This is a genomic window from Vibrio sp. QJM3NY_27 (genome assembly GCF_057785955.1).
The window spans coordinates 1,025,488-1,047,078 of the sequence record NZ_CM173511.1 but is presented as its reverse complement, the minus strand read 5'-3'; the positions used below and the strand labels follow the sequence as shown (position 1 = coordinate 1,047,078).

Genomic DNA, 21,591 nt, shown 5'->3' with positions numbered 1-21,591 from the left:
TGACGAAAGAACGTCACACAAAAACAGTAAAGTCTATTCAACCTCTAACGTCGGCTCGAATTCACTTTGTACTCGCATTTTAATGCCATCTCCAGCGTCTCGCAGTAGATTAAATGGTGATAGCACCACCCCTTTCACCGCACCTTCTGCCGCTCCCTGAGCTAACTCTCTACTCTTATCGGCTAGCAAATTAGCTTGTACCAAAATATCAGGCACTTCAGCTCTAAGCATTTCGGATTCAGTGACAATCACTGGAATGGTTTGCTCTCGATAAGATTTACTTTCAGCGAGCATTGGCGGCATTACATCGACACGGTATCGTTTTAATTCCGTCAGTGTTGGGGGAATAACATCGGCTCTTACTTGCTCTACTTCGGTTCGAACACTCTTAACTTCATCTAAGATAGCGGGGATTTTGCTATCGACCGATGAAACAGTTTGATTAACTTCATCGATGGTTTTACGGACATCTTCTACAGTATCCAAAACCTGAGGAGCCAGTTCATTAACATGCTCAGCAAACGCTAATAGCTCTTCCACTTTTAGTCCCTTGGTAAGACCCGATAAGTCTTCAATAACTTGCGGATAAGTATCGACGATCTCCCCGACTTTATTGGTAAATGAATAGATGGTGTAGCCCAAGAAAAAAATGGCGACCGCTAATACCAACTGGATTGCGGTAGATACTTTTGCAAACATGAATAATCCTTTTCTTATATCGCAAAGGCGATGTCTAAACTGAAACGAGAGGTAGCATAAGATTAGGTTGAGCTTAAAGCGGCAACGCTGTCGTGTACTTCAGTGGTTCCATCGCAAAAGTCGACGTCACATTAGATATACCATCAATGCTATTCACTAAGCGTTTGTAAAAGTCGTCAAAACACTTCATGTCTTTCACCTGAACCTTCATCATATAATCATACTCGCCCGCCATACGATAGAACTCCATCACTTCTGGAAATTCAGACACAGTATTAACAAAACGACCATACCACTCATGAGAATGATCACTGGTTTTAATCAATACGAACGCGGTAAAGGAAAGATCGAGCTTTTCAGGGTTCAACAACGCGACTCTTTTCTCAATAACTCCGTTCTCTTCAAGCCGCTTAAGTCTTTTCCAACAAGGCGTGGTCGTCAGGTTGACCGCTTCAGATATGTCATTCAACGACAGCGTGCTGTCTTCTTGTAACAACCTTAATATCTTTTTATCTACGGCATCTATCACACTTTCACCAAATCAGTTTTAAAGAGAATAATTTTCTACAATTTAAGCAAAACAAAGGAAATATGGCAAAGTTTTTCTCCTTGGATATCGCTAAATTATAACCATACCAATTACAAAGAATTCCTACTTAGTCTCAGGAGAACGCCTATGTGTACTGACCATCAATGGATTAACAACGCGATTCGTAAAATTGAAGCCGATTACCAACGCTCAGCGGATACGCACCTGATCAAGCTCGATCTACCTAGCGTAGAAGGCATTGATATTTATCTTAAAGATGAAAGTACACACCCAACAGGCTCTTTGAAGCATCGTTTAGCGCGTTCCCTTTTCCTCTATGCGATTTGTAATGGTTGGGTTGGCCCAGAAACCACGATCATTGAATCTTCATCAGGCAGTACAGCGGTGTCTGAAGCGTACTTTGCTCGCCTGCTTGGCCTTCCGTTTATTGCGGTAATGCCAAAATGCACAGCGAAAAAGAAAATTGAACAGATTGAATTCTACGGCGGTCAAGCGCACCTTGTTGAGCGCTCTGACGAAATCTACGCAGAGTCTCGTCGTTTAGCTGAAGAGTTGAATGGGCATTACATGGATCAATTTACTTACGCTGAGCGTGCAACCGACTGGCGTGGTAACAACAACATTGCCAACTCAATTTTCAATCAAATGCAGATGGAAGATCACCCAGTTCCAGCGTGGGTGGTAATGAGCCCAGGCACTGGTGGTACATCAGCAACCATTGGTCGTTTCATTCGCTACCAACAACATGAAACTAAACTTTGTGTTGTCGACCCTGAGAATTCTGTATTCCATGAATTTTTCAAGACAGGCAACGCGGATGTCAAAGGCAACACATTCAGCAAAATTGAAGGTATCGGGCGCCCACGTGCAGAGCCTAGCTTTATCTCGGGTGTGATTGATGAGATGCGTACAATTCCAGACGCAGCAAGTATCGCTACTACGCATTGGCTGTCTGATATTCTTGGCCGAAAAGTTGGTGCATCAACCGGTACCAATATGTACGGTGTGCTTCAACTAGCCAGTGAAATGAAAGCACGTGGAGAGAAAGGTTCTATCGTGACTTTGCTATGTGACAGTGGTGAGCGTTACCTAGACACTTACTTCAATGACGAGTGGGTAAATCTGAATATCGGTGACCTACAACCTTATGCAGCGAAGCTAGAAGCTTTCTCGCAAACAGGTGAGTTAGCTTAAGCTCGACACTAGCATTCAAAGCTAAGATTAGCGTACAAAATTAAAAAGAGCCCTGATGGGCTCTTTTGCTATATGCGGTTTGTTCTAAGTGCTGCTTGATCTATAAATCGTTGCTGCTAAATCGACAAATTATTCTGGCTTCTGCTTCGCTTCAAACGCCGCTAGTTGCTCAGGTGTCGCTTTTGGTTGATGGTTTTGTTTCCACTCATCGTAAGTCATGCCGTATACGCGCTCACGAGCGTCATCGATATCCAAGTCTAGGCCTTGTTGCTCAGCTTCAGCTTTGTACCACTTGCTGAAACAGTTGCGGCAGAAGCCCGCCAAGATCATCAGGTCGATATTTTGCACATCTTTGTTGCTATCTAAATGTGCTAACAGGCGACGAAAGGTTGCTGCGTCTAGTTTATCTTGTTCTTCTTGAGAAAGATCTTTGTATTTAAATTCAGCCACTTTACTTTCCTTTTATATTTATTTTCTTGTATTCATTCGTTGAGCTGTATTCGTTATACAAAAAAAGCCTGCAATTCGCTAGGAGCAAACGCAGGCTTTTCAATATTGTTACACTATTCCATGTTCATTAACCGTGCGTATTCATTAACCGTGAGAGCTTCTACCCACGTTGTCATGGCTCAGCTCTTTATTTAGAACCGCTTCCACATGGCCAGGTGAACGCGTCGTACCCGAAACCAGTCGATACATCGCAGGGATGACGAACAGAGTAACCAAAGTTGCAAAGCCCATACCAAAGAAGATAACCGTACCCACAGCCACTCGGCTTTCGTAACCCGCGCCCGTTGAAGTAATCAATGGGATTGCACCGGCTAGTGTGGTGAACGCCGTCATCAAGATTGGACGTAAACGTCGAGCCGAAGCATCAATAATCGCCTTTTCAAACTCAATGCCACGGTCACGAAGTTGGTTAGCAAACTCTACGATCAAGATACCGTTCTTGGTTACCATACCGATCAACATGATCATACCAATCTGGCTATAGACGTTAAGCCCTTGATTCATCAACACCAAACCTAAGAAGCCACCAAAGATACCCATAGGTACGGTGAACATCACCACCAGCGGGTTAATGAAGCTTTCAAACTGCGCGGCCAGTACCAAGTACGCGACCAGCATCGCTAGCGCAAATACCACTAAGATACTTGATTGGTTCTCTTTAAAGTCTTTTGACTCGCCAGAATAGCTAACTGAGATATCGCCTGGTAACTGCTCAATCGCTTGTTCATCAAGGAAATCCAGAGCATCACCCAGCGTGTAACCTTCCATTAGGTTTGCTTTAATGGTCACCGATTTCTGCTTGTTGTAGTGCGATAAACGAATCGAGGATGCCACTTCTTCAATGTGCGTCAGCGTGTCGAGCGTAACTAGCTCGCCAGACTGAGTTCGCATGTAGATTTGGCTTAAGTCATTAGCGTTGTTAAAGCTGTTTTCATCACCACGCAGGTATACGTCGTACTCTTCACCACGGTCAACGAAGGTGGTTTCACTGCGTCCGCCAAGCATGATTTCTAACGTATCTGAAATATCTGAAACGCTAACACCTAACTCTGCTGCACGCTGCTTATCTACGGTTACCAATAGCTCTGGTGTTTTCTCAGAGTAATCGATGTCCGCGCCTTCCATCATTGGAGACTCTTCAGCGGCTTGCTTTAATAGCTCGGCCCATTTTTGAAGTTCAGTGTAATCAGAACCGCCAAGTACAAATTGAACTGGCTCACTTGACCCCCCTTTGAAGCCAGGCATGAATGGGAATACACGTACATCAGGAATGCCATTCAAAGATTTACGAACTTCATTCAACGCTTCTTGTGCTGTAACGTCACGCTCATCCCAATCTTCTAGGATCATGATAACGAAGCCCGTTTGGTCGCCCGCATTACCACCAAACGCTGGTGATTGAATACTGAATGACTTCAAGAAGCCTTGACCAAGCAATGGCATTAAGCGCTCTTCAACGATGTCCATGTTGGCAGACATACGGTTGTAACTGGTTGCATCGGCACCACGAACAAACGCAAAGATAACACCACGGTCTTCTTGTGGAGTCAGTTGCGACGGCACTTGTTGCATCAAGCCATAACTACCGCCCATACACGCGATAATGATGATTGGAGCTGCCCAACGCCAGTTTAGAGCACGACGCAAGACCGAGCGATATCCAGACTCAAGCTTGCCAAATACGCGCTCGACAAACAGATTGAAACGGTTCGGTTTAACGTTCGCTTTTAGGATTTTACTGCCTAACACTGGCGTTAACGTTAATGCGACTAGCGACGAGAAAATCACCGACATCGCCAACAATACCGAGAACTCAGTAAACAGAAGACCTACCATGCCATCCATGAACGAGATTGGTAAAAATACCATCACCAATACAAGCGTTGTTGCGATTACCGCGAAGCCTACCTCTCGTGTTCCTTTATAGGCTGCAAGCAGTGGTGACTCACCACGTTCAATATGGTGGAAAATGTTTTCTACTACCACAATCGCGTCATCGACCACCAAACCAATCGACAGGATAAGTGCCATCAAGGTAATCAGGTTGATAGAAAAACCGAAGTAGTACGCCGCAATAAACGAAGAGATCAAAGAGACGGGTACGGTTACCGCTGGAATAAGTGTTGCACGTGCTTGACCAATAAAGATGTAAAGCACAAGGATAACTAAGCCACCCGTAATAAAGAGTGTGCTGTAAACCTCTGAGATCGAACGATCGATAAAGACCGTTGAGTCATAGTCGACCGCCAGACGAGTCCCATCAGGTAGGAACTTTTGAATTGCTTCGACTTCTTTGTGTACTAAGTCAGCAACCTCAAGTGGGTTTGCATCTGACTGAGGCACAATACCCATACTTACGTTAACAACGCCATCACTCTTAAAGGTCGAGTTCTCGTTTTCTGCACCAATGTATACATCCGCTACGTCTTTCAGGTAGATAGGCGTGTTATCAGAGGCACGTTTTACCACTAGGTATTCGAAATCTTCCGCTTCAGTGTAAGAACGAGCTGTACGCACCGACATCACAATCGCGTCATTACGTACTTCACCACCCGGGCTTTCAATATTCTCATTGTTCAATGCAGAAGTGATGTCCGAGGTAGTAACACCACGACCCGCCATCTGAGCAGGTTTCAGCTTGACGTACATTACTTTGTACAAGCCACCTGAGATATCCACCGAGCTCACACCTGAGATCAAACTAAAGCGGTCAATCAACACTCGTTCGGTGTAGTCGGTTAACTGCGTTCGGTCCATCTCAGTCGAGCTTAAGTTAATGTAGACCGAGGCTTCGCCACTACCATTGTTCTTATAAACAATGGGGTCGTCGGCTTCATCAGGCAATGATCGCTGAGCACGAGCGACCGCATCACGCACATCACTCACACCCGTATTGAGGTCGTAACCAAGCTCAAAGGTAATAGTGATACGCGACATGCCGTTACGCGTTGTGGATTCGATCTCATCGATACCACTGATACCGGATAATTGGTCTTCAAGATTGGAGGTTATTTGACTTTCAATGATGGTGGCAGACGCACCCTCATAACGAGTACTGATCGATACCACCGGGCTTTCAATATCAGGCATCTCACGAACCGCGAGCTTATTGAAAGAGACGATACCAAACACAACCAAAAGCAGGCTCAATACGACAGCCGCTACTGGTCTCTTTACAGAAACATCAGATAACAACATTAGTTAGCGCCCTCTTGTGCTTTTTTATCACTTGCTGCATCAGTTGGGCGATTAACGGCAAGCTCTTGAACCAAGACTCCGTCACGCATGTTCACGATACCTTGCACCACGATCTTCTGACCAATTTCGATGCCTTTATCAATCACGACTTCGTTATCGATACGCGCACCCAAGAACACTTCTGTTCGAGTTGCCTTGTTATCCTCGCCAATCACATAAACAAAACGTTTAGTGCCCGAGTACTCCAAGGCTTGGACTGGAATAATTGGTGCTTCTACTGGTGGGAAGTCCATATCAGCCGCGACTAGCATACCCGGTTTTAGGTAATCATTGTTGTTATCGAAATGAATTCGAACTCGCAGGTTCAAAGTTTCAGCGTTAATACGGGAATCGATACCAACTACTGTGCCAGTGAACTGAGTATCGCCCCAGGCACTGGTGTGAGCCGTTACTTTCATACCTTTAGAAAGTTTAGAAAGGTAGCGCTCAGGAATTTGAAGATCTAACTGCATCACAGACAAGTCATCTAAGGTCACGAGTTCAGTGCCTGCTGTCACCATTTTACCGCGGCTAAAGTCGATAAAACCGACAGTGCCAGAGAAAGGTGCGCTGATGTGTAGATCTTTAAGGTTAGCGTTTGCGGCAGCTAAGCGAGCGTTGGCGATCTCTACGTTTGTTTTCTGAGCATCAATTTCAGTTTGCGTGATCGCGTTACGTTTCACTAGGCGTTGAAATTCCGCTAGCTTACGTTGCTCGTCTTTTAAATAAGCTTGAGCCTCTGCAACCGCGGCTTTCGCTTTGTCATCATCGAGTTGAACCAACATCTGCCCTTTAGTGACATCTTGATTGGCTTTAATGTTGATAGAATCGACTCTGCCAGCTACTTCAGAAGTGATCATGACCGATTGCTCGGCTTCTAACTTACCGACCAACGAAAGAGATTGGCTAACTTGGTGAATATCAACCTGCTCAGTCACAACAGTGACAGTGCTAGGGCCCATACGCTTAGCAAGTACGGCTGGAGACGCCATAAGAATCGACAAGCTAAGCAGGGTTAAAACAGATTTATGCTTCATAATAATGGTCTGCAAGTAAGGTTTATACCAATCACAGTAGGTAAGTGGTCAGAAATAGCGTAGGGAAAAAGCTTGAGAACAAGGCAGCATTTTCGATAAGTAGTTATTCTACAATCAAAAATTCTAACGCCGTTATCGAGCATTTTAACAAGCTAGAATGACAAGTTACTTACTACGATTGGTATTATTATCTATAAATGAAATTAACCGTATTCTATCAACTGATGAATGCTGTAACGTCAAGAAGTGTAAATCTAGGTTAAATTCCATTTACGTTTCTTCGCCAATAACACAAACCAAACACAATACAGAAAGTCAGTTACCTCAAGGTGTTACCTGTCACTACGTAAACCTGAGCGTAGGTGTTCACTTCACGAGCAATATGCATACTTTTCGCCACCTTTGCCCAAAAAGGCAGCATTTAACACAAAACCATAAGAAAAACTCTTTACAGGTTTAACGTGTTTGCTATGATGCGCTCCGCACTTGAGAGATGCGTTGGGAAAAACATCTCTTTAGCCTATCCATTATGAGATAGGAAAAAACACCCTGGAGGGGTTCCCGAGTGGCCAAAGGGAGCAGACTGTAAATCTGCCGGCTCCGCCTTCGATGGTTCGAATCCGTCTCCCTCCACCATATTCTTCTTACCTCTTTTAAGAGTTAAGAGAACAACCTGATTGATGGGCTTATGGGAAAACATCAATTTAGGCTTACTTTGTGAAAAGTAAGACACACCCTGGAGGGGTTCCCGAGTGGCCAAAGGGAGCAGACTGTAAATCTGCCGGCACTGCCTTCGATGGTTCGAATCCGTCTCCCTCCACCATATTCTTCTTACCTCTTTTAAGAGTTAAGAGAGCAACCTGATTGATGGGCTTATGGGAAAACATCAATTTAGGCTTACTTTGTGAAAAGTAAGACACACCCTGGAGGGGTTCCCGAGTGGCCAAAGGGAGCAGACTGTAAATCTGCCGGCACTGCCTTCGATGGTTCGAATCCGTCTCCCTCCACCATATTCTTCTTACCTCTTTTAAGAGTTAAGAGAACAACCTGATTGATGGGCTTATGGGAAAACATCAATTTAGGCTTACTTTGTGAAAAGTAAGACACACCCTGGAGGGGTTCCCGAGTGGCCAAAGGGAGCAGACTGTAAATCTGCCGGCACTGCCTTCGATGGTTCGAATCCGTCTCCCTCCACCATATTCTTCTTACCTCTTTTAAGAGTTAAGAGAACAACCTGATTGATGGGCTTATGGGAAAACATCAATTTAGGCTTACTTTGTGAAGAGTAAGACACACCCTGGAGGGGTTCCCGAGTGGCCAAAGGGAGCAGACTGTAAATCTGCCGGCACTGCCTTCGATGGTTCGAATCCGTCTCCCTCCACCATATTCTTCTTACCTCTTTATAAGAGTTAAGAGAACAACCTGATTGATGGGCTTATGGGAAAACATCAATTTAGGCTTACTTTGTGAAGAGTAAGACACACCCTGGAGGGGTTCCCGAGTGGCCAAAGGGAGCAGACTGTAAATCTGCCGGCACTGCCTTCGATGGTTCGAATCCGTCTCCCTCCACCATATTCTTCTTACCTCTTTTAAGAGTTAAGAGAACAACCTGATTGATGGGCTTATGGGAAAACATCAATTTAGGCTTACTTTGTGAAGAGTAAGACACACCCTGGAGGGGTTCCCGAGTGGCCAAAGGGAGCAGACTGTAAATCTGCCGGCACTGCCTTCGATGGTTCGAATCCGTCTCCCTCCACCATATTCTCCTTAATTGGAAAATCGAAAAGCCAACTCATTGAGTTGGCTTTTTTCGTTTCTGTGTATAATATTTCCCTGTACCCGTTACCTTTCTCGTTCAACGATCTTGATAACCTATCATCCAAGTTGAGAAACATCTCTCAACAACTGAATAAAAGTCAAATATGCAGCTACAAACTCTAGGAAAAGGACGCTTCGAAACTGAGTGGACTGAAGACAAGCAACTAATCGAACAAACCATTCGTGATTGTATTTGTACGAGCAGAATATTTGAGGAAAATGAGAAGCTATTAACTCAAGGAGAGCATGTAGATAACCTTTACCTTGTTGATTCCGGTAGAGTTTCTATGGGAATGACAGCTCGAAACGGTAGAACATTTTTGTTAGGTACTCTTGAGTGTGAGCAACAAGTCTTCGGAGAAATGGAATTCTTTACAGGATACCGATGCCAAATGGATATTATGCCAATCGAGCCCGTCAACGTATCTATCATTGATGCTCAAAAGCTAAAGAAGTACTTGTTAGAACAACCTAGGCTTTCTCTCTATTTCGCTAGCGCTATCGCTATTGACTATCAAGACACGGTCGAGATCCTAACAAGGCGTCTTCTATACCCGATTACTTATAATGTTGCCTACGATATTTATCATCAATATTTGAATGACTTACCCGTCGATGGCTTTCAAAAGAACTATCTTGAAGCGGAACGCTTCGCTACTACTGATAGAGTCTACCGCCGTGCAGTGAAAGAACTTGAACACAAAGGCTTTATTGCAAAAGAAAAGAAAGGCTTAAGGATTCTTGATCTAGAAGGGCTTAGAAAGTTTACGGAGCAGTAAAGGCCTGCATAAATGCAGACCTTTTCCGGGTCGGCTTAAAACCGATGACGATTTACGCTATTTGAGTTTGATCTGATTGGTTTGCTTTGTACTTTATAGATGCCATAAGCATCACTAACACAACTGCATAGATAACAGGGATAGCGTACATAACCGTTTGGAGACCAACAATACTTTCCATCATAGAGCTAATCGCTGGGCTAAACATTGCACCAGCACTACCGCTGACCAATATATAAGAAACATTCTTACTTGATGCATTGCGAACAAATGAGACACCATAAGCAATGAAAGCATTGTAAAGTGCGGCACATACAAACCCGTAGCCGTAAGTCAGGTAAGAGAGCCATTCTAGTTGATTTGTAGTAACGATGACGCTCGTTATCACCATAGCAAGCGTAATAATCGTCAATAAGAAATATTGAATCTTCATACGCGATACAATCACAGTCGAAACCAAGGCACCAACCAACGCAGCTGACCAATACTGAGTAATAATATTACCCGCTTGTTCAAATGGAATATCGAATTTCTCTTTCACAAACATTGGTGCCCAAGTTAAGAAAGTATAAAGCGCAAGCATTCCTAAGAACAATCCGATACCACCGCTGATAATACCAAAGTTCCACTCAGACTTTGATTCAGTTTGTGTTTCGCTTTCATCACCACATTGATTGAAGTTAGTCAGCAAGGCGATAAACATTGTGGCCAACGCAACCACGCCAACACTCAAGTAACTAATGCTCCAACTCATAGCATTAGTAAGTGCGTAAGTAGTGATCATAGGGAACACAACACCAGCAATGTTAAACGTCGCGTCTTGTACCACTAACATTGTGCTCTGAATTTTGTCTTTCCATAGTGAAACGACAATAGTACCAGCGATACACAGACCGACACCGCCACAAAAGCCAATGATAGTCATACATAACATCACGATCGATAACGAAGGTGAGATATAAAGGCCTAATGAAGACAGTGCGATAATGCCGTAGCACAGCACCGTCATGCGCTTAATCCCGACTTTTTCAATTAGGAAAAAAGCAGCAATAGTTCCGGCGAGTGCTCCACCATTTAATAAAGAAAATATTGATGCGACTTCATTTACATTCGCGTTAAATGTATTGGCTATTGGTTCGACCAACATACCAAATTGTGTCGCAAAACCCGCCATAACGAAGTTGGCGAGGAAACTGATAGCAGTGAGTGTCATTTTATTTTTCATTGTTCACTCCAAGGGCTCGTAGGTTAGATGTTCTAGTTTTGGAGAGCTTAGCTTTCAGCTCTCCACATAGGCTTAAGCTTTTATTGCCGTTTCTAAAGCAATTTCAATCATGTTATTGAATGAAAGCTGACGCTCTTCTGCAGTCGTCTCTTCGCCCGTAATGCAATGATCAGATACCGTTAGAATAGCTAATGACTCAATACCGAATTGTTGCGCTAGTCCGTATAAACCAGCAACTTCCATATCGATACCTAGCACACCAAAACGCTCCAGCGCAGGAATGAGGTCTTCATCAGGATCGTAATAAAGGTCACCAGTGAAGACGTTGCCAACTTTTACATCTATATTTTTTTCTTTCGCTGAGACATAAGCATTGTGCAATAATTCAAACGTTGCCGAGGTCGCCATGTGGTAACCATTGCTGCGCTTAGCATTCGTTGGAGAGTCTGTCCCAGCTGCTTGCGCCAGAATCACATCACGCATCATCACATCTTTCTGTGTTGCACCAACACTACCAATACGAATAATTCGCTTCACACCGAAATCATTAATCAGTTCGTGACCATAGAGAACCATTGAAGGAACACCCATGCCATGACCCATTACTGAGATACGTTGCCCTTTGTAATAGCCTGTATATCCAAGCATGTTACGAATATCGGTCACGAGCTTTGAGTCTTCTAAATAGGTTTCAGCAATGTATTTCGCTCGTAGTGGATCTCCCGGCATAATTACCGTAGATGCGAAATCCTCAGCAGTACCAGCAATATGTGCAGTCATAATGTTTCCTTATTTGTTTTGTTGACGCAATCATAAGGAGCAATGGCACAAAGCATTGAGGACAAATGTCCGCTTTCAAAGTACTGCCTCTCAAATTTGAATCTCTCTATCAAAACAGAGAAAATAGCCGTTATAAGAACCTAAGTATGACTGGCTTACTATCCTTAGCACACAAAAAAGCCCCTGCTGATTTCTCAGCAGGGGCTTTCAATTATTTGGTGTCATTCCGAATAACTACATCATATTGATGTTGAGTTAAATCTTGGAATTAGCCTTGAATACCAACAATTAACCAAGGTGCATTGTCAGTTGTTAGGTCACGCTCTAGGTGCCAGATATCTGTGATATCTTCTTCAACGCCATCCGCAGTGTCACGGTAACGACCACTAAACTGAAGGCTTAGCTGTGCTTTGCTACCATCGTGGTCTGCACGAACGATTTCAGCATCAACGTACATTACGTCTGTGTGCTGATCACCGTCTAGCTTATTACGCTCAGCTTTTAGGTCTTCAAATAGGCTTGGAGATACGTATTCTTCAATCGTGTTTAGCTCGTTGTGGTTCCATGCACCTTGCAGTGTACGGTAGTGCTCACGAGAACCATTGATGAATGCCGCTTGATCAAAGCCCGGCGGGTAGTTATGTGGAACATCGCTTTGTGCACCAAAACCGAAGCCACCAGCAGTGCCTTGTGATTGAGGTTGTGCTTGCTCGAAGTTATGAACATTTGGTTGTTGCTTAGGTTGTTCAAACTTGTTCTGACCCATGCCGCCGAATGCTGGCTGTTGGCCACGTGCATTCTGCTGATTCATTGAGCCCTGCTTCGCACCCAACATTCCGCGTAGGAATTTAAACGCTAGGAAAGCAATCAGACCCATAATCAGAATATCCATGAACTGGATACCTTCAAATGCGCCACCAAAGAATGCAGCTAAAAGACCACCAGCAAGTAAACCACCTAGCAGACCGCCCATAAGGCCTTTCTTGCTAGAGTTAGCTGCTGTGTTCTTACCTGTTTGATCTTGACGGATCGAATTCGTGTTTTGTTGTTTTGGTGCTGGAGCCGTTTTAAAGCTTTTGCCAAATGACTTACCACCACCAAACTTTTTCGCTTCCGCGATTGGCGTCACCGCGACTGTTACCAACAGGATCGCGACTAGTGAGAAAAATCGTTTCATTATTATCCTTTATAGGTTTTTTATCTTTCGACACCTTAATCATACTCGTTAACAAAGAACAATGAAATATTCACGACGTTTACACATGTATCATAATATTGCGGCTATTAATTGATTACTAAACTAGCGAAGGGATTGACGGCACTCTGGGGCAGCATTAAAATATTGAACGATGTTCATTTAATAGAAAGTACCCATGGCAAGACGAAACGATCACACTCGCGAACAATTAGTGCAATTAACCTTAAAAACGGTGACCGACTTCTTAGAAGAGCACTCTTATCACGAGTTAAGTCTACGCAAAATCGCCAATATGATTGGTTATGTTCCAAGTACCTTGGTGAATGTATTCGGCAACTACAACCTATTGCTATTGCATGTTGTTGCTCAAACATTAGATGAACTGGCGTCAGAATCTGCTGTAGCAGTTGAACAATCGAGCAATCCTCAGCAAGCTCTATTCAACCTAGCCTACTGCTACCACGATTTTGCACAAAAACACCCTCACCGTTGGCAGCTTATCTTTGAGCACAACATGAACGGTGAAAACCTTCCTGAATGGCAATCGAACCGTATCGATAGAATGACAGGTATGCTAGAGCAACTATTAATCGCGATTGCTCCTGAACATACTGAAAGCGAAGTCGTTAAAGCCAGCCGTGTATTATGGTCTGGAGTACATGGAATTACTCTACTTAGCGTTGATGATAAATTTTTCGCCTCTGAGCCTATCGATGGTAAAGAGTTGATCAATAACCTAGTCTCAAACTACTTAACCAACTGGTAATCATCCAAGGAAAGACAATGAACAACAGCAGCCAATCTTCGCTGTTAACGCAAAAAAGGTTCCTACCCTACTTTATTACCCAATTTCTGGGAGCCTTTAATGACAACATATTCAAAAATGTTCTGTTACTGTTTGTTGCTTTCGCAAGCGTAGACACGCTACCTATTTCCAGCAATTTATTCATTAATTTGGCCGCTGGCCTTTTTATTCTGCCCTTCTTCCTATTTTCTGCTTTGGCTGGTGTGCTGGCAGACAAATATGAAAAATCGTGGTTTATCCGTAAAGTTAAGCTTCTTGAAGTGGTGATAATGTCACTGGGTGCGGTCGGATTTATCTACGAAAGCTACGAAATATTACTGCTACTTCTGTTTTTGATGGGGACACAAAGTGCCTTCTTTGGCCCCGTTAAGTACGCCCTACTTCCGCAACAGTTAGAAACCAAAGAGCTTGTGTCCGGAAATGCTCTGGTTGAAACAGGCACATTCTTAGCCATCCTAATCGGTACTCTAGGTGCTGGTATTATTGCGTCAGAAGAAAGCGCAAAACTCATTGCTGCTGTGTGTATTGTTTCTTTCGCCGTACTCGGGTATGTATCAAGTTACTTTATCCCAGAAGCGCCAAGTAATGCACCAGATCTGAAAGTAAAGTGGCAGCCAGTAAAGCTAACCCGCGCAACACTCGCTATTGCCAAAAAAGACCGCCCAACCTTTCAAGCACTGATGTCGATCAGCTGGTTCTGGTTCCTCGGTGCAGCTTACCTCACTCAGTTTCCCAACTTCACCAAGGTTTACCTAAACGGTACTGAAAGCGCTGTCGCGTTTTTATTGGCACTGTTCTCGGTAGGCATTGCGATTGGCTCTTTGGCTTGCGATAAACTATCTAATCACCGTATTGAAATCGGCATCGTGCCAATGGGTAGCCTAGGTATTTCGATCTTCGGCCTGTTGATGGCAACATCAATTCCGGAGTCTTTGCCTGACTTTAACTCTTTCCATCAGTTTGTGACGTATTCCGAACTTTGGCCGCTGTTTGCTTATCTTCTATTACTGGGGATCTCTGGCGGTATCTTTATTGTTCCGCTTTACTCTCTAATGCAGCTACGGGCAAAGCCAAATGAGCGAGCTCAAGTAATCGCTGGGCTCAATATCTACAACTCGCTATTCATGGTCGGGAGCGCTGTGTTAGGTATTGTTTGCCTTAGTATTTTGGAGTTTTCAATTCCACAACTGTTTGTACTGCTCGCGATAGGAAACACTTTGGTTATGTTGTATCTGTTTTATCAGGTGCCTATTTACGCTTTCCGTTTCTTTACGTGGGTGGTCACTCACACCATGTACCGAGTTAAACATAAAAATTTACATCACCTGCCAGAAAAAGGCGGCGCATTGATTATCTGCAACCATGTGAGTTATATGGATGCATTATTGCTGAGCGCCGTTTGCCCTCGCTTGATCCGCTTTGTGATGGAAGAAGATTACACCAAGTTGCCGCCTATTCGACGTTTCTTGAAAAGAGCTGGGGTTATTCCAATCTCCGCAACCAACCGTAGCTCTATTCGAAATGCTTTTAAAGAAGTAGAACGCGCCCTGCATGAAGGCCACATCGTGTGTATTTTTCCAGAAGGAAAGCTAACCTCTGATGGTGAAGTCGCAGAGTTCATGCGTGGAATGGAGCTGATTATCAAACGATCTCCGGTGTCAGTCATTCCAATGGCTCTCAAAGGGCTATGGGGCAGCTACTTCAGTCGTTACAAAGGCAGTGCCTGCAAAGGACTACCAACCCGCTTCTGGACCAAGTTAGAGATAGAAGCTGGCAAGCCAATTCTCGCTAAAGATGCCTCATGCAAAACTCTTCGGCAGTCAGTCTCAGACCTTCGCGGAACACTACGCTAGCTAACCAGCCCTTTATTCATATCAGCTGAACAAGCGTTAAGTTTTCCTTAACGTTTGTTCAATTCATTTAGACTTACTTATCATTTTATTGAACGTATAGTGGTCTCATTACAATAACGTGACAACACAACAAGACTCTAAATACAATGAACCTAAAAAAGTCTGCTCCATTTTATCTTGCTGCACTGTTTTGCTTAACACCTTGGGTAAGCTCACCGACGGCCCTCGTTATTGGCTTCCTGCTTGCTAGTTTAGGTTTAGTCCCTGAGCATCTAGAAGTAGGCAAACTCACAAAGAAGTTACTGGCCTACTCGATTGTCGGCTTAGGCTTTGGCATTCAGTTTGAAAAAGCATTGGCGGTAACAGGCGACGGTATTGGTTTAATTGTCACGACCATCATTGGTACGTTAGTCATTGGTTGGTTCTTAGCCAAACGAATGGGATTGGATCGCACCACGGGCTACCTTATCTCTTCAGGTACCGCTATTTGTGGTGGTAGCGCGATAGCAGCTGTGGCACCTGCAATTAAAGCGGACGATGAACAGATTGGCTTGGCGTTAGCTACGGTATTTGTGTTGAACTCTGTAGCCCTATTCTTATTCCCGATGATTGGCCACGCGCTTGAGTTAAGCCAACAAACATTTGGGACTTGGGCCGCCATTGCGATTCACGATACATCTTCTGTGGTAGGTGCAGCTTCGGCTTACGGTGAAGAAGCACTGACGACAGCGACAACATTGAAGCTCGCTCGTGCACTTTGGATCATCCCAATCGCTTTAGTCAGCGCGATGATCTTCAAGAACGATCAAAAGAAGATTACGATTCCTTACTTCATTTTCTTCTACTGCGCCGCCATTGCTATCAGTGACTTGCTGCCACAATTTGAGATGGTCTACCAAGGGATCTTTGATGTGTCCAAACGCGCGTTGGTTGTGTGTCTGTTCTTAATTGGCTGTGGTATTTCTGTAGAGAAGTTAAAAGCAGCAGGGCCGAAGCCATTGATGTTTGGTATTACGATGTGGACGATGATTTCGACAGGTTCTTTGGCGTGGTTAACTCTTGCTTAGTTCGCAAAGAAACGCTTTAACTGGTTGTTCGGTTACCTAGACACTCAGATTAGCGAGCAACAAAACAAAAAGGCAAAGCTCAAATGGGCTTTGCCTTTATCGTTTGTGGTAAAGATATTCTTTGTTGCAACAATCACAAATCAAACAGGGGCTTATCACTCTTCTTGCTCTCTCTTTTCATTAAAACAAGTACCACAACCAACACAAATGCGGTGAGTTCAGCCAACGAGCGAGTCAACCCTGACGAAGTGACCGCTTGGCCTATCTGCAGTAAAACCGCAATGATGAGGGCAATTTTCATAATAAGACCTTATTCTATAATCCGTTATTTATAGGACTTATTATGATGGATGGTTATAAAGATAATAAATTCTGTTTTGAACTATCTAATTGCTAAATTAACTAACCGTCTGCCAACTTAATCACCTAACAACTTAGTCACCTAACAACTGAATCACCTAACAGCTTCGCAAATAACGTCGAGGTAAGCGCTTACCTTTAACTCCTATGCTGAGACAACCACTGTGCCAACCCAGAGCGTGAGACTTTAATACCCTGTTGTTCTTGCTTAGGCATTCGATAATACTCAACAGGAAATTTGAACCGTTCAAGACGACCCGTCAATTGCTCGATAAACCATTCTTTAGTTGGTAAATCAGTACAATCTACAATAGCGACAGGTCGGAATCCGAACTCATCATCTTTAATAGGAACAATAAAAGACTGATTAACCTCAGACAATTGGTTGAGTGCTCGCTCAATCTCCTCGCAATGAATGTTCTCACCACCAGAAATAAACTGATTGTCGGCGCGACCAATAATCGACACTTGTTCGCCTATCCACTCACCAAGATCTTTGCTATCGAACCAGCCATTCTCATCAACTAAGGACGTTAATTTACCTTGGTGGTAATAACCGGAAGCGAGCGTCTCGCCGCCAATAAAGATACGTTGTTCTTCAATTTTTAGTTGGCGATGGTTAAGGACAAATCCGGCCGTGCTACTGGCATCAACGGGCTTCGCAGTCACTGTTGAAGCCGCTTCTGTCATGCCGTAGCCAAGCCATGTTTCGATACCCATGTGTTGAGCTTCAAGCCCAAGAGCTTCTGGAATATGGCTACCACCCAAAAGTACATGAGTTAAAGTAAGTGCTTGCTTACTCTTTAGTAATCGATGTAGCTGCGTAGCCACTAATGAGGCATGGCTGCAACCTTCGATGTCGGTTTCAAGCTGACCTGTGCCTATTTTGATGCAACCACCTGCCGACAACCAACGATGAACTATCGCTAATCCTGACACATGGTACATAGGTAAACTCAGTAACCAAGTGTCACCTTGTTCAAAGTTGAAAACATCTAGTAACCCCTGAGCTGAACATAAGTGTTGCTGCAACGTGTGAGCCACCGCTTTCGGGTTTCCGGTAGAGCCAGAAGTGAATACGATGCTCGCTAGATTTTGCGGATTGAAGTTGGAGTCTTGAGATGTCGTTATCCGATTATCATCACCATCGACCTTCACTTCATTTAAGCAAGACAAGGTCACCAACTGAGTATTCAAATCGACAGTCTCTGATTGCTCTATCCCGCTACTGTCCAAAAGCCAAAGGTAGCTTTGTTGACCTACTTGATTTAAGGAATCGAGCTTTTTCTTCAGGCGTAAGCGAGGTTGAGGCATGGTGAAAGCGCAAATAACACCCAAATTGAGTGCGGCAAAATAAGCAGGAATCACTTCAGCTTGATTCTTACCAACAATCGTCAGGACGTCACCTTCAGATAGGCCTTGATGAGATAGCTGTTGTTGGTACTCACTCACGAGCACAGACACTTGCTGCCAAGTATAAGTGTGGTGAGTAGTCACTAACGCTGTTTGATGTGGGTTTTGCTGCGCCCACTGTACCCAAAGCGGGTGATGATTAGATTGTGGGCGCATCATAAGATAACCAAGTTATAGATTGAAAACGGTCTAAGCCAATCGAACGATCAGCTTAAGAAGACCAAATCAACTGTTGCTGTTCAAGAGTAGAAACCGGAAGCTGACAACCTGGCCAGGAGACTTCGAGTTGTTGTTGATACAAACCAATAGTATCAAGCCCCGGCACTTCATTTGGTAAGTATTGTTGCGCTAATCGTGCAATCTGAGTTAAGCCAAGGCTAGACTCTATGCTTGAGCTTAGTACTGGTTTGATACCGAGTTGCTGTGCACGCTCAATGATTGTCACACAACGCTCTACAGAACCAATAAGAGTTGGCTTGATCACGACAGCTTTAACACCAGTAAGGTCGCTAAGATCAAATTCTGGGCTTCGCACCGCTTCTTGCAATGTTTCGTCCCACGCAATCGCTACGCCATGGTCAATGGCAAATGCCAAGCTGTCTTCTGGTTTTTGGCAAGGCTCTTCAATAAAGCTAATACGTTGACGCAGTGAAGGCGCAATGTACTTGATGAACTGCTTGGCTTTTTCCGGCTTCCATGCACGGTTAGCATCAAGTCTTAAAGTTAAATCAGGAATCGATTCAAGGAATAAGCTCACCAGCATGCCATCACGGATCGCTTCATAAAGGCCAACTTTTACCTTAGCAACCTTCTCGCCTTTCATCTCATTGAGCACAGGGATCAACTCATCGGGATCGCCTGTACACAAAGGCGCAGCTTGGTAGTTACCTTCTGCGTTAAGATCGCCGCATAGTTCCATCATCGCCATCGAAAAGCCAAACGCGACAGAAGGATATAACTCATCAAAAGGCGTTTGAGGGTTATTGTGGCTCCAAAGCTCTAATTCGTGTTGAAGCTGAATACCAGCTTGATCGGCATCTTCTAGGCTAAAACCAGGTAGAGGTGCAACTTCACCAAAACCAGTTTTACCATCACACTCAAGTTGGATAATGTAACCAATTCGTTCGCTCAACTTATTATCACGAAGTACTACACCACTATCCATAGGCAATTGATAACGGTAGAGTTTCGCGTGACGCTGAGAATTCACAGAGTTCATAAGGTGTCCTAAAAATGGGAACATCAAAACAAAACGAGCCGCTATTTAGCGACTCATTCTGGAGAGGAAAAGGCTATGGGTTACGCGGGAACTTGTCGAAATCAGGTCGACGCTTCTCGTTAAATGCGTTTCGGCCTTCTTGGCCTTCTTCTGTCATGTAGAACATCATGGTTGCGTTACCCGCCAACTCTTGTAGACCGGCTTGACCGTCACAGTCTGCGTTTAGTGCGGCTTTCAAGCAACGCAGCGCCATTGGGCTGTGTTGAAGAACTTCACGACACCAACGAACGGCTTCTTTTTCTAGATCAGCAACAGGTACCACTGTGTTTACTAGGCCCATGTCCAATGCTTCTTGAGCATCGTAGAAACGACATAAGAACCAGATTTCACGCGCTTTCTTTTGGCCAACGATACGAGCCATGTAAGAAGCACCCCAACCGCCATCGAATGAACCGACTTTAGGACCTGTCTGACCGAACTGAGCGTTTTCAGCTGCGATGGTAAGGTCTGCCATCATGTGAAGAACATGACCACCACCGACCGCCCAACCCGATACCGCTGCGATTACTGGTTTTGGACAAGTACGAATTTGACGTTGGAAATCAAGTACGTTCAGGTGATGTGTACCTGAATCATCTTGATAGCCGCCGTAGTCACCACGAATACTTTGGTCACCACCAGAACAGAACGCCTTCTCACCAAGACCCGTCAAAATGATTACGCCAACCTTCTCGTCATAACGAGCATCAGCCAGCGCATTGATCATCTCTTTTACGGTTTGTGGACGGAACGCATTGTGGACTTGAGGACGCGCAATCGTGATTTTCGCAATACCGTCGTCAGACTTGTGGTACTGAATATCTTCGAATTGACTGCTTTCATCGCTCCAGTTAACTGCCGCGTAAAGTTCTTCTTCTGTGATGCCTACTGTTTTAGCCATGGTGATTCCCATTGTTCTATTAGAGACCACGACTAACAAGTAGTCGTGACGGTGTTGCTCTGCTTTTGATAGTGCTTGAGACTAGAGATCCGCTCAGTCAGATTAGCGACGACTGGCGATACATTGGATTATCAAGTTTGAAAACAACTCTGGTTGCTCAAAATGAACATTATGACCCGCGTAATCAACCTGACTATATTCAAAGCCACTATTCTCAGCTAGCTCCATGAATTTACGATCTTTTTCTCCACACACATAATGCAATAAATGCTCATGAGATTTCAATGTGGCACGTAAATCCGGTTGCTTAGCTAACGAAGTAGATAACAACATATTTGCTACGGATACTCCAAGGTTACCACTACGCTTTATGACCAAAGTTTGTCTTTGCTCATGATTTAGTGAAGAAAAGACGCTTTGTTGATACCAATCGTCTAAAACATCTTCAATCGACTGCTGCGCAAAGCGGACAGCCCACTGCGTATCATGTACTAACCTTTGTGCTCGTTCTTCATCACGCTCCAGACCAAAGTTGCCACCTTCAATAATGACTTTCTCTAGATTGAGTGTTTCGAAGCAAGGGCTTGTCACCCCATACATGGCGAGCCTTCCTCCCATAGAGTAGCCAATTACCACGATAGGGTAATCCGCAGGAAGATCGTTGAGGGCAAGTTGAGAAGTAATGCACTGAACGATTTTCTTGCAGCAATGATCAAAGCCTACCGGATCGATAAAGCGGCTTTGTCCGTGCCCAGGCAAATCTATGCAAAGACGAGGAAAATCCTCTAGATATGGATGACATGCACTCCAATCATCCCCGCTTCCGAGTAAACCATGTAAAAAAACAAGCAAAGGTTTGTCGGAAGGTTCTTGTACAGCTGGGTAATAATTGGAGTAAAGCATGTAA

At 44.2% G+C, this 21,591-nt stretch carries 18 protein-coding genes and 7 tRNA genes; 12 read left to right on the top strand and 13 right to left on the bottom strand.

The window, feature by feature from the left end; all coding sequences use genetic code 11:
* Positions 1-33: 33 nt before the first annotated feature.
* Together AC3CIA_RS04745 and AC3CIA_RS04740 are read right to left on the bottom strand one after the other, a co-directional pair.
* Entirely contained in the window at positions 34-699 is a 666-nt protein-coding gene (locus AC3CIA_RS04745; RefSeq protein WP_488518604.1) for a hypothetical protein, read from the bottom strand.
* Positions 700-772: 73 nt separating this feature from the next.
* A complete protein-coding gene (locus tag AC3CIA_RS04740) occupies positions 773-1,228 on the bottom strand; it encodes an Lrp/AsnC family transcriptional regulator (RefSeq protein WP_017073561.1) in 456 nt (151 codons plus the stop codon).
* A 147-nt stretch (positions 1,229-1,375) separates the two neighbouring features.
* On the opposite strand from AC3CIA_RS04740, the gene AC3CIA_RS04735 reads away from it, so the two are divergent.
* The gene (locus tag AC3CIA_RS04735; protein ID WP_017073562.1) at positions 1,376-2,443 is read left to right on the top strand and encodes a PLP-dependent cysteine synthase family protein; all 1,068 of its coding nucleotides are present in this window, start codon (positions 1,376-1,378) and stop codon (positions 2,441-2,443) included.
* A 129-nt stretch (positions 2,444-2,572) separates the two neighbouring features.
* Here AC3CIA_RS04735 and AC3CIA_RS04730 read toward each other — a convergent pair whose 3' ends face one another.
* The 3 genes from AC3CIA_RS04730 to AC3CIA_RS04720 all read right to left on the bottom strand — a co-directional run bounded on the left by AC3CIA_RS04730 (position 2,573) and on the right by AC3CIA_RS04720 (position 7,227).
* Positions 2,573-2,893 carry a DUF1244 domain-containing protein gene (locus tag AC3CIA_RS04730; protein ID WP_010439576.1) on the bottom strand — a complete coding sequence of 107 codons (321 nt, stop codon included), beginning with the start codon at positions 2,891-2,893 and terminating at the stop codon, positions 2,573-2,575.
* 144 nt (positions 2,894-3,037) lie between these two features.
* Entirely contained in the window at positions 3,038-6,151 is a 3,114-nt protein-coding gene (vexH, locus tag AC3CIA_RS04725; protein ID WP_488518603.1) for a vibriobactin export RND transporter permease subunit VexH, read from the bottom strand.
* Positions 6,151-7,227: an efflux RND transporter periplasmic adaptor subunit gene (locus AC3CIA_RS04720; RefSeq protein WP_488518602.1), complete on the bottom strand. Its 1,077-nt coding sequence runs from the start codon at positions 7,225-7,227 to the stop codon at positions 6,151-6,153. Before AC3CIA_RS04720 ends, vexH begins: the two co-directional genes overlap by 1 nt.
* Positions 7,228-7,778: 551 nt before the next feature.
* Between AC3CIA_RS04720 and AC3CIA_RS04715 the strand changes: the two genes are divergently transcribed.
* The 8 genes from AC3CIA_RS04715 (at position 7,779) to AC3CIA_RS04680 (ending at position 9,824) form a co-directional block, all read left to right on the top strand.
* Positions 7,779-7,863: transfer RNA gene (locus tag AC3CIA_RS04715), tRNA-Tyr, on the top strand.
* A 102-nt stretch (positions 7,864-7,965) separates the two neighbouring features.
* Positions 7,966-8,050 (top strand) — tRNA-Tyr (locus AC3CIA_RS04710).
* A 102-nt stretch (positions 8,051-8,152) separates the two neighbouring features.
* A tRNA-Tyr gene (locus tag AC3CIA_RS04705) sits at positions 8,153-8,237 on the top strand.
* Between the two features lie 102 nt (positions 8,238-8,339).
* A tRNA-Tyr gene (locus AC3CIA_RS04700) sits at positions 8,340-8,424 on the top strand.
* Positions 8,425-8,526: 102 nt separating this feature from the next.
* Positions 8,527-8,611: transfer RNA gene (locus tag AC3CIA_RS04695), tRNA-Tyr, on the top strand.
* Positions 8,612-8,714: 103 nt separating this feature from the next.
* Positions 8,715-8,799 (top strand) — tRNA-Tyr (locus AC3CIA_RS04690).
* Positions 8,800-8,901: 102 nt separating this feature from the next.
* A tRNA-Tyr gene (locus AC3CIA_RS04685) sits at positions 8,902-8,986 on the top strand.
* A 163-nt stretch (positions 8,987-9,149) separates the two neighbouring features.
* Entirely contained in the window at positions 9,150-9,824 is a 675-nt protein-coding gene (locus AC3CIA_RS04680; protein ID WP_146456818.1) for a Crp/Fnr family transcriptional regulator, read from the top strand.
* Positions 9,825-9,876: 52 nt separating this feature from the next.
* Here the strand turns inward: AC3CIA_RS04680 and tsgA are convergent, their stop codons facing one another.
* The 3 genes from tsgA to AC3CIA_RS04665 all read right to left on the bottom strand — a co-directional run bounded on the left by tsgA (position 9,877) and on the right by AC3CIA_RS04665 (position 13,006).
* Entirely contained in the window at positions 9,877-11,049 is a 1,173-nt protein-coding gene (gene tsgA / locus AC3CIA_RS04675) for an MFS transporter TsgA (protein ID WP_488518601.1), read from the bottom strand.
* 72 nt (positions 11,050-11,121) lie between these two features.
* The gene (deoD, locus tag AC3CIA_RS04670; protein WP_114633140.1) at positions 11,122-11,829 is read right to left on the bottom strand and encodes a purine-nucleoside phosphorylase; all 708 of its coding nucleotides are present in this window, start codon (positions 11,827-11,829) and stop codon (positions 11,122-11,124) included.
* A 268-nt stretch (positions 11,830-12,097) separates the two neighbouring features.
* Positions 12,098-13,006 (bottom strand): Tim44 domain-containing protein, encoded by a 909-nt coding sequence (locus tag AC3CIA_RS04665; protein ID WP_054548202.1) that lies wholly within the window; start codon positions 13,004-13,006, stop codon positions 12,098-12,100.
* A 196-nt stretch (positions 13,007-13,202) separates the two neighbouring features.
* On the opposite strand from AC3CIA_RS04665, the gene AC3CIA_RS04660 reads away from it, so the two are divergent.
* The 3 genes from AC3CIA_RS04660 to AC3CIA_RS04650 all read left to right on the top strand — a co-directional run bounded on the left by AC3CIA_RS04660 (position 13,203) and on the right by AC3CIA_RS04650 (position 16,752).
* The gene (locus AC3CIA_RS04660; RefSeq protein WP_004736110.1) at positions 13,203-13,793 is read left to right on the top strand and encodes a TetR/AcrR family transcriptional regulator; all 591 of its coding nucleotides are present in this window, start codon (positions 13,203-13,205) and stop codon (positions 13,791-13,793) included.
* Between the two features lie 17 nt (positions 13,794-13,810).
* Positions 13,811-15,685: an MFS transporter gene (locus AC3CIA_RS04655; protein ID WP_054548201.1), complete on the top strand. Its 1,875-nt coding sequence runs from the start codon at positions 13,811-13,813 to the stop codon at positions 15,683-15,685.
* A 146-nt stretch (positions 15,686-15,831) separates the two neighbouring features.
* Positions 15,832-16,752 carry a YeiH family protein gene (locus AC3CIA_RS04650; protein ID WP_004736106.1) on the top strand — a complete coding sequence of 307 codons (921 nt, stop codon included), beginning with the start codon at positions 15,832-15,834 and terminating at the stop codon, positions 16,750-16,752.
* Between the two features lie 133 nt (positions 16,753-16,885).
* Here AC3CIA_RS04650 and AC3CIA_RS04645 read toward each other — a convergent pair whose 3' ends face one another.
* From AC3CIA_RS04645 to menH, 5 genes are all read right to left on the bottom strand, one after another.
* Entirely contained in the window at positions 16,886-17,053 is a 168-nt protein-coding gene (locus tag AC3CIA_RS04645; RefSeq protein ID WP_004736103.1) for a hypothetical protein, read from the bottom strand.
* A gap of 197 nt (positions 17,054-17,250) precedes the next feature.
* The gene (menE, locus tag AC3CIA_RS04640) at positions 17,251-18,684 is read right to left on the bottom strand and encodes an o-succinylbenzoate--CoA ligase (protein WP_488518600.1); all 1,434 of its coding nucleotides are present in this window, start codon (positions 18,682-18,684) and stop codon (positions 17,251-17,253) included.
* Between the two features lie 52 nt (positions 18,685-18,736).
* A complete protein-coding gene (gene menC / locus AC3CIA_RS04635) occupies positions 18,737-19,744 on the bottom strand; it encodes an o-succinylbenzoate synthase (protein ID WP_488518599.1) in 1,008 nt (335 codons plus the stop codon).
* Positions 19,745-19,817: 73 nt separating this feature from the next.
* Positions 19,818-20,684 (bottom strand): 1,4-dihydroxy-2-naphthoyl-CoA synthase, encoded by an 867-nt coding sequence (gene menB, locus AC3CIA_RS04630; RefSeq protein ID WP_065206783.1) that lies wholly within the window; start codon positions 20,682-20,684, stop codon positions 19,818-19,820.
* Positions 20,685-20,786: 102 nt separating this feature from the next.
* Positions 20,787-21,587 (bottom strand): 2-succinyl-6-hydroxy-2,4-cyclohexadiene-1-carboxylate synthase, encoded by an 801-nt coding sequence (gene menH / locus AC3CIA_RS04625; RefSeq protein ID WP_065206784.1) that lies wholly within the window; start codon positions 21,585-21,587, stop codon positions 20,787-20,789.
* Between the last annotated feature and the right edge of the window lie 4 nt (positions 21,588-21,591).

Bases quoted from the DNA above. Each gene is read 5' to 3' on its own strand.
- AC3CIA_RS04745 (WP_488518604.1), bottom strand. From the start codon at position 699: ATGTTTGCAAAAGTATCTACCGCAATCCAGTTGGTATTAGCGGTCGCC.
- AC3CIA_RS04735 (WP_017073562.1), top strand. From the start codon at position 1,376: ATGTGTACTGACCATCAATGGATTAACAACGCGATTCGTAAAATTGAA.
- vexH (WP_488518603.1), bottom strand. From the start codon at position 6,151: ATGTTGTTATCTGATGTTTCTGTAAAGAGACCAGTAGCGGCTGTCGTA.
- AC3CIA_RS04720 (WP_488518602.1), bottom strand. From the start codon at position 7,227: ATGAAGCATAAATCTGTTTTAACCCTGCTTAGCTTGTCGATTCTTATG.
- AC3CIA_RS04680 (WP_146456818.1), top strand. From the start codon at position 9,150: ATGCAGCTACAAACTCTAGGAAAAGGACGCTTCGAAACTGAGTGGACT.
- tsgA (WP_488518601.1), bottom strand. From the start codon at position 11,049: ATGAAAAATAAAATGACACTCACTGCTATCAGTTTCCTCGCCAACTTC.
- deoD (WP_114633140.1), bottom strand. From the start codon at position 11,829: ATGACTGCACATATTGCTGGTACTGCTGAGGATTTCGCATCTACGGTA.
- AC3CIA_RS04665 (WP_054548202.1), bottom strand. From the start codon at position 13,006: ATGAAACGATTTTTCTCACTAGTCGCGATCCTGTTGGTAACAGTCGCG.
- AC3CIA_RS04660 (WP_004736110.1), top strand. From the start codon at position 13,203: ATGGCAAGACGAAACGATCACACTCGCGAACAATTAGTGCAATTAACC.
- AC3CIA_RS04655 (WP_054548201.1), top strand. From the start codon at position 13,811: ATGAACAACAGCAGCCAATCTTCGCTGTTAACGCAAAAAAGGTTCCTA.
- AC3CIA_RS04650 (WP_004736106.1), top strand. From the start codon at position 15,832: ATGAACCTAAAAAAGTCTGCTCCATTTTATCTTGCTGCACTGTTTTGC.
- AC3CIA_RS04645 (WP_004736103.1), bottom strand. From the start codon at position 17,053: ATGAAAATTGCCCTCATCATTGCGGTTTTACTGCAGATAGGCCAAGCG.
- menE (WP_488518600.1), bottom strand. From the start codon at position 18,684: ATGATGCGCCCACAATCTAATCATCACCCGCTTTGGGTACAGTGGGCG.
- menC (WP_488518599.1), bottom strand. From the start codon at position 19,744: ATGAACTCTGTGAATTCTCAGCGTCACGCGAAACTCTACCGTTATCAA.
- menB (WP_065206783.1), bottom strand. From the start codon at position 20,684: ATGGCTAAAACAGTAGGCATCACAGAAGAAGAACTTTACGCGGCAGTT.
- menH (WP_065206784.1), bottom strand. From the start codon at position 21,587: ATGCTTTACTCCAATTATTACCCAGCTGTACAAGAACCTTCCGACAAA.